10 protein-coding genes are annotated in these 12,007 nt (G+C 37.9%); 4 read left to right on the plus strand and 6 right to left on the minus strand.

The window, feature by feature from the left end; all coding sequences use genetic code 11:
• Positions 1-10 precede the first annotated feature (10 nt).
• From J0A69_RS11670 to J0A69_RS11695, 6 genes are all read right to left on the minus strand, one after another.
• Positions 11-862, minus strand: a complete 852-nt coding sequence (locus tag J0A69_RS11670; protein WP_206586727.1) for a universal stress protein — start codon at positions 860-862, stop codon at positions 11-13.
• A 70-nt stretch (positions 863-932) separates the two neighbouring features.
• Entirely contained in the window at positions 933-1,844 is a 912-nt protein-coding gene (locus J0A69_RS11675; protein ID WP_206586728.1) for a 1,4-dihydroxy-2-naphthoate polyprenyltransferase, read from the minus strand.
• 15 nt (positions 1,845-1,859) lie between these two features.
• Positions 1,860-2,450 carry a glutathione peroxidase gene (locus J0A69_RS11680; RefSeq protein ID WP_206586729.1) on the minus strand — a complete coding sequence of 197 codons (591 nt, stop codon included), beginning with the start codon at positions 2,448-2,450 and terminating at the stop codon, positions 1,860-1,862.
• Positions 2,451-2,452: 2 nt separating this feature from the next.
• Positions 2,453-4,243 carry an arginine--tRNA ligase gene (argS, locus tag J0A69_RS11685; RefSeq protein ID WP_206586730.1) on the minus strand — a complete coding sequence of 597 codons (1,791 nt, stop codon included), beginning with the start codon at positions 4,241-4,243 and terminating at the stop codon, positions 2,453-2,455.
• 60 nt (positions 4,244-4,303) lie between these two features.
• Positions 4,304-4,702 carry a GxxExxY protein gene (locus J0A69_RS11690; RefSeq protein WP_206586731.1) on the minus strand — a complete coding sequence of 133 codons (399 nt, stop codon included), beginning with the start codon at positions 4,700-4,702 and terminating at the stop codon, positions 4,304-4,306.
• Positions 4,703-4,761: 59 nt separating this feature from the next.
• Positions 4,762-5,712: an arginase gene (locus J0A69_RS11695; protein ID WP_206586732.1), complete on the minus strand. Its 951-nt coding sequence runs from the start codon at positions 5,710-5,712 to the stop codon at positions 4,762-4,764.
• Positions 5,713-5,910: 198 nt separating this feature from the next.
• Between J0A69_RS11695 and J0A69_RS11700 the strand changes: the two genes are divergently transcribed.
• From J0A69_RS11700 to J0A69_RS11715, 4 genes are all read left to right on the plus strand, one after another.
• Positions 5,911-7,059: a methionine aminotransferase gene (locus J0A69_RS11700; RefSeq protein ID WP_206586733.1), complete on the plus strand. Its 1,149-nt coding sequence runs from the start codon at positions 5,911-5,913 to the stop codon at positions 7,057-7,059.
• A 119-nt stretch (positions 7,060-7,178) separates the two neighbouring features.
• A complete protein-coding gene (locus J0A69_RS11705; RefSeq protein ID WP_206586734.1) occupies positions 7,179-7,613 on the plus strand; it encodes a hypothetical protein in 435 nt (144 codons plus the stop codon).
• Positions 7,614-7,741: 128 nt separating this feature from the next.
• Positions 7,742-9,130, plus strand: coding sequence for an arginine decarboxylase (locus J0A69_RS11710; protein WP_206586735.1), 1,389 nt, complete (start codon positions 7,742-7,744; stop codon positions 9,128-9,130).
• Positions 9,131-9,220: 90 nt separating this feature from the next.
• Positions 9,221-12,004 (plus strand): carboxypeptidase-like regulatory domain-containing protein, encoded by a 2,784-nt coding sequence (locus J0A69_RS11715; protein ID WP_206586736.1) that lies wholly within the window; start codon positions 9,221-9,223, stop codon positions 12,002-12,004.
• Positions 12,005-12,007: the final 3 nt, after the last annotated feature.

Genomic DNA, 12,007 nt, shown 5'->3' on the forward strand with positions numbered 1-12,007 from the left:
TCTAGGCTCTTTATTTTACTTTAAGTGTCCAAACAGGTCGTTTAGCATGGTTTACCACGTCTTCAGCAATACTTCCAGTGATCAGATGCAAAAATCCTGTTCGGCCGTGAGTAGCCATCGCAATCAGATCTGCATCGATATCCTCTGCAAATTCAATGATTCCAGATTCTTCAGATCGGGAATTGTAGATTTCTGCTTTGACTCCTTCGAAACCATATTTCTTAGCAAACATCTTTATGCGTTTGATCGATTCTCGGGTAGTTTCAAAATTTGCAGGAGTGTTAACCACTACAAAGTAAAGATCTGCATTAAAAAGAGTTTGGAGATTCTTCATTCGTCTCGCAATTTCATCTTCGTCCTCCCTGAAATCACTCGCAAAAACAATCTTTTTGAAATTTTCCGGATCCGTTTTTGACTTAACCGTAATCACAGGGCAAGTAGCTGTTCGAACGATTTTTTCTGTGTTGCTTCCGATCAAAACTTCTTCTATTCCTGAGGAACCTTTCGATCCCATCACAACCATATCAGGTTCTTCTTCTAATATTGACTCAGAAATGCTTTTGAAGGCATTTCCCAGTTTTAATTTTGCCTGAAAAGTGAAGTTTTTATTAGAATACTTTTTTTGAAGGTCTTCTATCTGCTTCTTTCTTTTCTCCATCATTTCGACGAAGAAAATTTGATTTTCTATCTCTGGCATCACTTCTCCTCCACCCATTGTCCCGACACTTGAAGAATAGGGGACTTCCAAAACATGAACCACATCTACGTGGACATTCTCTATTTTATTGGCAAGTCCAGTGGTAAAATCCAATGCATTTTGGGCTTGCTCAGAAAAATCATAAGGTACGAGTACTTTGATCATATCAGGATGAATTTTTGTTCAACCTAAATTAGCTAAATTTTAGAAGGGCAGCAGATATTTTCACTCCTTTTCACAAAAAAAGTAAGCCTATTCCAAACAGAATTACCCAAAGGAGTGTGGATAATGACATCATTTTTAAATTAGGGTCAATTTCCTCCGAAGTTTTTCCTTTGGATACATTGACTCCAACTTTAAGCATCAGTGGCAAAGCGAGAAAACCTAAAGCGGCACCCCAATTTTGAGTGATCATTATGAATATGATCAAAGTAGCATAGCCGCCTAAAATGAGTGTCCAATTATAGATAATGGCTGCTTTTCTACCGATTCGAACCGGAATGGATCTCTTTCCAGCTTGAAAATCAGATTCAATGTCACGGATATTATTGATGTTTAGAACTGTCGTGCTGAAGAATCCCAATGAAAGCCCAATCCATATCACTGAGGAGTTGAAATCTGTGCTGTGAAGAAAGAAAGTTCCAATCACTCCAAGCAGTCCAAAGAAAAGGAATACAGAAATATCACCTAAACCTATGTAACCATAGGGATTGCTTCCAGAAGTGTAGGAGACAGCTGCCCAAATAGATGCGAGTCCCAACCCCAGAAAAACGAAAAATAAGGTCCAATTTGGAACTGCAAAATAGAGAAGTATCAATCCTGAAATCAAAGATAAAGTACCGAAGAGGTACATGGCTTTTTTCATTTCAGGCAGGGAAATCAAGCCAGATTGAACAGCTCTGATTGGACCAGTTCTATCCTGATGATCGGCGCCGTTTACTGTATCTCCGTAATCGTTCGCTAGATTTGATAGAATTTGAAGAAAAATAGTGGTCAGTGACGCAAAAAGTAAGATTTCCCATTGGAAAACCTGAAGCGAATAAGCCAATAAAGAACCAGCAAAAATACTTGCCAGTGATAAGGGTAAAGTACGAAGCCTGACTGCGTGCAGCCAGGCTTCTTTCTTAGATTGTATCGTTTTTTTCACTAAATCAAATTCTTATTAAGCTCCTATTGCAGCCAGGATTTCTTCATCCAGAGGCGTTACAGAGGAAGGGTAAAATTTTAGCAATTCTCCATTTTCATCAAGAAGGTATTTGCAAAAATTCCAAGTTGGTTCCTGATTGTTCCATCCGTTCATTTTTTCGTCAGAAAGCCATCTGTAAAGCGGATGTTTATCAAAACCTTTAACAGAAATTTTCTCAAATACAGGGAAAGTCACGCCATAGTTTTCTGAGCAAAAGCTTTTGATTTCCTCGTTGGAACCCGGCTCTTGCCCCCCAAAATTATTGGCAGGAAAACCTAAAATCTGCACTTTGTCTCCAAACTTCTCATTCAGTTCCTGCAAAGCTGCATACTGAGGTGTATATCCGCATTTAGAAGCTACATTGACGATCAAGACTTTCTTTCCTTTGAACTGGTTGAAATCAATTTCTTTCCCGTCCAGATCCTTCATTTTAAAATTGTAGAAAGTACTTTCCATAGTTTTTGAATTTGAAGTGAAAAAGCCAGCCTGTAAAACTTCTGGTCTCTCTAAGGTTCTTTGGCATGAGAAAAGTATCGCCAAAACACATACGAATACAAGGTTTTTCATAGTTACATTCTTTCTGGTACATCAATACCTAGCAAACTCATTCCTTTCTTGATTGTTTCTGCTGTCAATGCTGAAAGCGCAACTCGAAAGGCTAGGATAGAACTGTTGTTTTCATGAAATATAGGAAGGTCTGCATAAAAACGATTATACTCCTTCGCCAAATCAAATAAATATTGCGCAATGATCGCTGGAGAATACTCATCTCCGGCCAATTTGATTTTCTTATTGAAGTCTCCCAAAAGGAAAATCAAACTGGATTCAGATTCCTCGATGCCAGTTATTCCTGATAGATCGGGATTTTTATATTCTACACCGATTTGTTCTGCCTTTCTCAAAATGGATTTAATTCGGGCATGGGAATACTGGATGAATGGACCTGTATTTCCTTGGAATTCGATGGATTCCTGTGGGTTGAAAAGCATTCGCTTCTTAGGATCAACTTTCAATAGGAAATATTTCAAAGCACCCAAGCCTAAAGTCTCATAAAGTTCGGCTGCTTGTTCTTCATTGAAGCCGTCGATTTTACCTAATTCTTCGGTGTGATGCGCAGCAGTATCTACCATTTCTTGCATCAAATCATCAGCATCTACGACAGTTCCTTCTCTGGATTTCATTTTACCGGAAGGCAAATCTACCATACCGTAAGAAAGGTGATACAATCCTGGACCATATGGACGACCTAGTTTCCGCATAATCTTAAACAAGACATCAAAATGGTAATCTTGCTCATTTCCAACGACATATACAGATTTATCGATTTTAAAATCATCGTATTTTAAATCTGCTGTCCCCATATCCTGAGTGATGTAAACAGACGTTCCGTCGCCTCGAAGAACCAACTTTTCATCAAGTCCTTCGTCAGTCAAATCAACCCAAACAGAGCCATTATCCTTTTTGAAGAAAACACCTTTTTTAAGCCCTTCTTCCACAATGTCTTTTCCTAATAAATAGGTGTCTGACTCGTAATAAAACTTGTCAAAATTGACTCCCATTTTTTCATAGGTTTTTGCAAATCCAGCATATACCCACTCATTCATCTGCTTCCAAAGCCCAACTACTTCAGCGTCATTAGCTTCCCATTTACGAAGCATTTCCTGAGCTTCTAGCAGGAGGGGAGCATTCTTTTTGGCCTCTTCCTCAGACTGGCCTTCAGCTTTTAGAGCTTCAATTTGCTTTTTGTATTCTTTGTCAAAAATCACATAGTACTTTCCAGCCAAGTGATCACCCTTCAGGTTTGCTGATTCGGGAGTTTCTCCATTTCCAAAATGTTGATAAGCAACCATGGACTTACAGATATGAATTCCCCGATCGTTGACCAAATTGGCTTTGGTTACTTCATATCCATTGGCTTTTAGGATTTCAGCCACAGAGTAACCCAAAAAATTATTTCTTAAATGACCTAAATGCAATGGCTTGTTGGTATTCGGTGAGGAATATTCCACCATTACTTTTTGGCCGTTTGCAGGCAATTGTCCTAGGTTTTTTGCAGCATAAAGTTCTTTGAATACATCCAGCCAGATCAATTCATTCAACTCCAGATTCAAAAATCCTTTGACCACATTGAATCCAGAAACGACACTGACGTTTGCTTTTAAATATTCACCAATTTGGTTTGCAGTCGCTTCAGGAGTTGTTTGACTCACTTTGAGATAAGGGAAAACCACAAAAGTGTAAGTTCCCTCAAACTCCTTTCTGGTAGGAGCCAAGCTCAATTGATCCAAGGAAACCTCGTGATTATAGATATTTTGAAAAGCCAGCTGAATGCCGGAAATAATGGATTCTTGTATGTTCATGATTTTACCACAGAGGTCACAGAGAGTAACACAGAGAACTCAATGTATTTATCAGTGTCCTTATTTAGTATTAATAATTCTTTTTATGCCGTATTTGAGTTTGGGTACATTAAAATTAATCAATAGTCCCAGTTTGAATTTCCCTAATCTGAGATAATTTAAAGTTTGTGCGAAATGAATTTCCGAAATTGATTCCACTGATTTTAATTCTAATACAAGTGCTTTCTCAACTAATATATCAATGTTAAATCCGCCGTCAATTTTAATCCCATCAATCATCAAAGGTATTTTTTTTTCAATCTCAATAAAAAGCCCTTCTTGTTGCAGTTTATAAGCTAGAGCTTTTTTATATGCGCTTTCTAATAACCCTGGTCCTAATTGAGAATGAACATTCATAGCTATTCCAATCACTTTAGTAGCTAATTCATTTTCTAAACTTACATCAGGCTGCTCATTCATAATTGATTTCGATTCAACCTTTGTGCTCTTTGTGTAATACTCTGTGAGCTTTGTGGTTTTTAAAAATTGTCCACCAAAGACTTGGTAGTGACTTCCAAAACTTCGAAAGCATTTTCGGCCATTCTGTTTTCTGAATCAAGCGTCGGGTTTACTTCTACGATTTCCCAGCAACAAACCCGCTTATCTTTAATCAATTCGGCATTTAATTGAATTGCTTCTTCTACCGTCAGACCATCGGCTACCGGTGTTCCAGTCCCTACCGAAATCGAGCTATCTAAACTATCCACATCAAAAGAAATATAGATTTGATCGCAATCTTTCAATACTTCCAAAGCCATTTTCGCAATGGTCTCTACTCCATTTTCTCTTACATCCTTTGTTTTGAAGTTTTTGATACCATGCTTTTTCATCAAGAAATCTTCAGGTCCTTCTGTATCTCTTACGGTGATGAAAACAATGTCATTTAGGTCAATTTTCGGGAATTCTCCCCCGATGTTTTTGATTTTGTCCCAATAGATCAGCGTTTCTTCGGAAGGTTCATTCACTTTGCAATCCAGGTTGTCAATCCTTGCCGACATTGCTAAAGGCATTCCATGCATGTTGCCGGAAGGAGTGGTAAAAGGAGTATGCAAATCAGCATGTGCATCTATCCAAATTACACCAAGTCTCTTTTTAGGGTCAGCTGCCTTGATCCCCATGATGGTTCCGGCTGCAGTACTATGATCTCCTGCTAAAACGATTGGGAATTTTTTCTCCATCCTAAGAGACTCAATCGTTCCATACACATTCTTCAACACCTGGTAAACTCCATCTATGTATTTGGCATGCTCAAACTTATTACCCTTCCAAAGGTAATTGTTGGCATCTGGCACATTGATAGGATCAAATTGAGTGAAGAAGTTTGATTTTTTATCCAAGCTGGCAATTTTCAATGCATCGACTCCTAAACTTGCACCTCGGGTTCCGGCGGCTAGTTCGGAGCGAACTTCGACTAATTTGATATCACGCATTTTGGTTAGTTTTAAGTTAGATTTGGGCGTATTGGTCGCGCAAAAGTAGGCAAATTTGACCGGAAATTCAGTTTCTTTTCAAAGCTGATTAGATGTCATATTGTTGGAAAAGCTTCAATTTTTTTCAAAAATCAAGGAATTGTAGGAAATCGAACTATTTTTAAAAAGTCCTTTTCAAAAGCCCAAAAAATCAAACTTATGTTGATTGAATCCAAACTTCCAGATGTAGGAACCACCATTTTTACAATCATGTCAAAAATGGCAGCAGATCATCAGGCCATTAATCTTTCACAAGGCTATCCTGGATTTAATGCTCCTCAAGGTTTGTTGGATTTGGTGACCAAGCATATGAACTTGGGAAACAATCAATATGCTCCCATGAGCGGGATTCCTCTGCTCAGAGAAAGAATCCGAGAAAAGGTTCGACTAGAGACTGGTTTTTCTTATGATGCAGAATCTGAAATAACAGTAGTTTCTGGTGCGACGGAAGCTATTTATTCAGCTATTACCACTGTCATCCAACCAGACGATGAGGTGATAGTTCTAGAGCCTGCTTATGATCTATATGTTCCAGTGATCAAACTTTGCGGAGGCATTCCAGTTTTTGTTTCGTTGAATATGCCTGATTTCTCTGTTGACTGGGAAAAGGTAAATGCTGCAGTTACTGAAAAAACCAGGTTGATCATGGTCAATACTCCTCATAATCCAGGAGGTTATGTTTGGACACAGGATGATCTGAACCAGTTGGGGGCTTTGGTTGAATCAAGAAATCTATTGGTGATCTCAGATGAGGTGTATGAACACATCACTTTTGATGGGAGAGCTCATTTATCTTTGATGACTCATCCGGTTTTAAGGGAAAAGACATTTGTTTGCTGTTCTTTTGGTAAGACTTTTCATGTAACTGGTTGGAAAGTGGGCTATTGCTTGGCACCGAAAGAACTTACAGCTGAATTCAGAAAAGTACATCAATTCGTTACTTTCAGTACTCCCACGCCTTTCCAATTTGCTTTAGCTGAGTACATTCAGGATCCAAAAGCCTATCAAACCCTTTCTGATTTCTATCAGAAAAAAAGAGACCTTTTTTGTCAAGGACTAAAATCTACCCAGTTTGAATTTACCCCAGCTCAAGGAAGTTTTTTTCAATTGGTTTCTTATGGTCATTTAAGTCAGGAACCGGATCTGGAATTGGCAAAGAGAATGACAATTGATTATGGGGTTGCTTGTATTCCGATTTCGGTATTTTTTCATGACAAGAAAGACCACCACATCCTTCGTTTTTGTTTTGCCAAATCTGATGAAGATCTAACTAAGGCTCTAAACAAAATCCAGAGTCTGGTGTTTTAAAACTATCCTTCTTAACCGGAGGAAAAATATTTTAATTAAAACCCTACAAAAAGAATAGGGAATATAGGATATTAAAAATATTGCCTTTACATTTGACCAATTATAAAACTCAAAAGAACATGAGCGCATTATCTTATCAATCCGCATCCTCTACTAGTCTATTCAATTTGACAGTAGGAAGAAACTCCAAGGTTTCCCAGATTTCTGCTAATCAGCAGGATTTGGTTAAGTTTTTCAACCAAAAAACAGGGGATATGATGCAGGGAATGTGCCGTTTGGAACAAAATTTTCAAACTTTGTATCCATTATTCAGAGGTCTGATCAGCCTAGGCAAGCCTAGTTCGTTGATTTTGACTTTTTCACCAGAAGAGAAATCGATATTCTATTCTTTTAGAGCCGAATCACTTCCAGAGGTTGAGCAATTTTTTACCCGAATTTTAACATTGCTCCAAAAAGAGGTGAAATTCAAAAAAGTTTTGAAAGAAATTATTGAAAACAGATTACAGTTTAAAGCTGAGCAAAGATTGCTTCATTCGGCTCTTTTGGTCGATTAAGAAGAGATCAATCCAAGAATTTTAAAATTGAGAAGGACATTTCCGGCGGGATTTGTCCTTTTTCATTTGAATTCCCCTCAGAAAGAACAATTTTTGTATCCGACTATTACGCAATAAAACAAGTCACAATGAACAGATACATTGATCTTATTCAACAGACCTTTGATTTTCCAACCAAAGAATTCCATGTTGAAAACAATGAATTATTTTTTAATGGTGTAAATATGATGGAGATCATAGATACTTATGGTACTCCACTCAAACTCACTTACCTGCCTAAGATTTCAGAGAATATCCAAAAGGCAAAAACCTATTTTAACAATGCTATTCAAACGCACGATTACAAGGGGAAATATACCTACTGTTATTGTACCAAGTCCTCGCATTTCAGCTTTGTCTTAGATGAAGCATTGAAGAATGACATTCATATCGAGACTTCCTCGACTTTTGATATTCCTTTGGTAAGAAGTCTTTATGCAAAAGGTAAAATCACCAAAGAGACATTTATCATCTGTAATGGCTTTAAGCGTGAGCTGTACAAGCAATATATCAGCGAATTGCTAAACGATGGTTTTGTCAATTGTGTGCCTATTCTGGATAACCTTAGCGAAATCGATTATTACCTAGAGCATGTGAAAGTTCCTTTTCAGGTAGGGATTCGAATTGCAGCTGATGAGGAGCCAAAGTTTGGATTTTATACTTCCAGATTGGGAGTGAGGTACAATGACATCATCAAACTTTACGAAGAAAAAATCAAGGATCATCCCTTGGTGAGTTTGAAAATGCTTCATTTTTTCATCAACTCTGGCATCAAGGATACTGCTTATTATTGGTCAGAATTGACTCGTTTTATCCAGAAATACGTGGATCTTAAGAAAGTAGCTCCTTCTTTGGATACCATGGATATTGGTGGAGGTTGGCCGATTAAGACCAATGTGTTTTTTGATTACGATTACCAGTACATGGCTGAGCAAATTGTGAAAAACATCAAATGGATGTGTGCCAAAAACAACACCACCGAACCGAATATTTTCACAGAATTCGGATCATTTACAGTGGGTGAAAGTGGGGCTGTACTTTATTCTGTATTAGATGAAAAGCTTCAGAATGATAAAGAGCTTTGGTACATGATCGATGGATCGTTTATTACGCAATTGCCTGATAGCTGGGGTCTGAATCAGAAATATATCATGCTTGCCATCAATAACTGGGATGAAACCTACCATAACATCAACTTGGGTGGATTGACTTGCGATAGCATGGATTATTACAATTCAGAAGCTCACCAGTTCAATATCTATCTTCCAAAACCGGATAATGGTAAAAAACAATACCTAGGATTTTTCCATACCGGAGCTTATCAAGAATCTTTGGGTGGCTATGGTGGAATCCAACATTGCCTGATTCCTGCACCGAAACATGTGCTTATCGATCGGGATGAAAATGGGAATGTTGTTCATCGACTTTTCAGAGAAGATCAAACTGAAGAAAGCATGTTGAAGACATTGGGATACTAAACTTGAAACCGCCTTGAAAGAGGCGGTTTTTTTTACTTTAAAATTTAATTTGAATTGGTATATTGGATTTAGTTTAAACCCAAAATATCCATGTTTTTCAAGCCTTTACGGGTTATATTTTTCATTTTTCAGTTCCTGTTTATCCTACAGGCTAATTCACAAACAATCCGTGGAAAGGTAATTAACTCTAAGACTAAGGAGCCGCTTCAGTTTACCAATGTTTTCATCAATAATACCACCATTGGATCGACCACCAATGAAAAAGGAGTGTTTATAATCCGAAATGATTTGCCTTCAACTTTGGAGTTGGTGGCATCTTTTGTAGGATTTAAGACGAGTAGTCAGAAAGTTGAAACCAGAGGTAAGAGCCTGATAGAAATTGATTTTGCTTTGGAACCTTTGGAAAATGAGTTGACCGAAGTAGAAACCCGGAGCAAAAGAGACAAGAAGTGGGAGAGACATTTGGAACGATTCAAACGTGTTTTTTTGGCAGTTCCGGATGATCCGATCTTCAAAGAAATGGATATCCGCAATCCCTGGGTTTTGGATTTTGAATTGGTAAAGACCAAAAGAAGCCCCAATTATATTCATGCAACTGCATCACAACCCTTACTTGTAGAAAATAAAGCTTTGGGTTTTGAAATAGAATATTACTTACAGGATTACAGATTTTACAAAGGCAAATCTATGTATTATGGATTGGCATTCTTTAAAGAAGTTTTAAGCGAGGATTCCTTAGTCCAGCAATCAAAGGATGATATTAAGGAGAGTTCCTATTTAGGTTCTTCGAGACATTTATTCAGATCACTCTTGGTTCGTCAAGCGGAAGCTGAAGGATTTTTTATCTATAAAAAGAACCCCTACTTTTTTAATGAGCTTCGAACCAATGTTCTAGGAGAAGAATTAGGGAAATCCGTTGAATATGTTTCGCAGGATTCCATTCGCAGAATCCCCTTAAGAAATGGGAATTTCAGAGTTATTCTATCCGGAGACTATGAAATCCATTACCAAAAGAAACCTTGGAGAAATGAATACTATTCAGATTATTATCATCCGGTAAGTTGGATTACTGCTCCAAAAGGTTACTTCGATATTGATCGAAATGGCATCATCATCGATCCTACAGAAGTTGAGCTTTCTGGTTATATGGGGAGACAGCGATTGGGAAGGTTTTTACCTTATGATTTTGAACCAACGGAAAACTTTGTATCCAATTTGGCAGAGGTGGACAGCATAGAATCTGAAAAAGCGAAGTTTAATAACTTGCGTGAAAAGCCATGGATTACGACCAATAAATCTTTTTATTATCCCGGAGAGCCAGTCTGGTTTCATGCCAAAATGCTGTATCATAATTCCCTGATGATGGACTCTTTGAGTAAGGTTCTATATGTGGAAGTGTTGGATCCAACTTATAAGGTAATTCAGAGGGAGTCTTATTACATAGCTGAAGGGGCTGTTTCTGGAGGATTTATTTTACCAGATACAATCGCTGCCAATGACTATTTCATTCGGTCCTATACCAATTGGATGAGGAATTTTCCAGACAGGGATATCACTTTATTGCCTTTGCCGATTTTGGAAAAAGACCAGCTATTGGTAAGTCAAAAAGTAGAAGAACAGGAGTTTTTCGGTGATTTGACAATTCTGATGAACCAATTCATAAAGCTCGATTCTGGGAAGCAGTTTGTAGAAATTGAGCTTGGTTTCACAGATCAAACTGATGAATATGCAGAGTCTCAATTTACTATATCTGTTACAGATCCATCTTTAGTCGGTTTTATAAGCGAAAGAAAAAATCTAGAATCAGGACTGGAATGGCTAGACGATAAATCTATCTCAACTTTTGAGTTGATGGAGGAATATCCCATTGAATATGGTATTACGATTCAGGGTAATTTTGAGCGGACCAAAAAGAGATTTCCTTACATCAATCCAATTACGATCGTCCAAGGGGATCTAGAAGATTATGGAATTGTAAAAACTGATTCTTCTGGCTACTTCAGAGCCACCGGTTTGAGTTTTACGGATTCAGCTACGATCTCTATTGCAGCGATGGATGAGAAAAACAGACCTTATGGATTGGTCAGTTTGATTGAAAATACAATTCCAGTATTCAAAGGTTCCTATCCAACCTATGCATATCAAACCGTAAAGGCCTCAGGTCAATTTTTGCGCTTTGACCAATCTGGAAAGTATATCGAATTGGAAGAGTTTGTAAAAGAAGATGGGAAATTCGAAAGATGGGAGGACTTTAATTACGGATACGGGGAACCTGATAGGAAAATTACTCCAGATGATTTGGACAATTGGGCTGGCCAGCCTCTGTGGACAGTGATCGGGATGCAATTTGGTAATGGAAGGCTTGGAAATTACAATTACGGATTGGATGTTGGTCAACCTCTTTTAATCATCGATGGACAGCGATATTTCTATCAGGAAGGCGAAACTGCTCAGGAAGTTTGCAATCGATATTTGACCACAGAGGTTAAATCCATATCCATTTATACGACCAATACCCACATTTTTGGATTAGCGGGATTTGCTGGTGTGATTATGTTTGATACCAAAAAAGGTCAAATGGATGGTCCATCAGTTGGGAAGCAGTTCAACTCCACTGGTTTTCAGCAGTTTGAGGTTAGAGGGTTTTCCATACCATTGGATTTTAAGACGCTGAACGAAAGTCAAAATGTGAATCAACAACGGCCAACGGTATATTGGAACCCAAAAGCTAAAACTGATAAGGGACTATTTACTTTCAGATTTACTCCTGTGGAAGGAATTAAAGAGTATGATTTAATGATAGAAGGATTGACTGATCAGGGATATCCATTCACCAAAATTTTCAGGATAGACTTAAATGAAAAAAGGGAATAAATC

The sequence above is a fragment of the Algoriphagus pacificus genome, assembly GCF_017254845.1.
In the GTDB taxonomy this organism is placed as follows: domain Bacteria; phylum Bacteroidota; class Bacteroidia; order Cytophagales; family Cyclobacteriaceae; genus Algoriphagus; species Algoriphagus pacificus.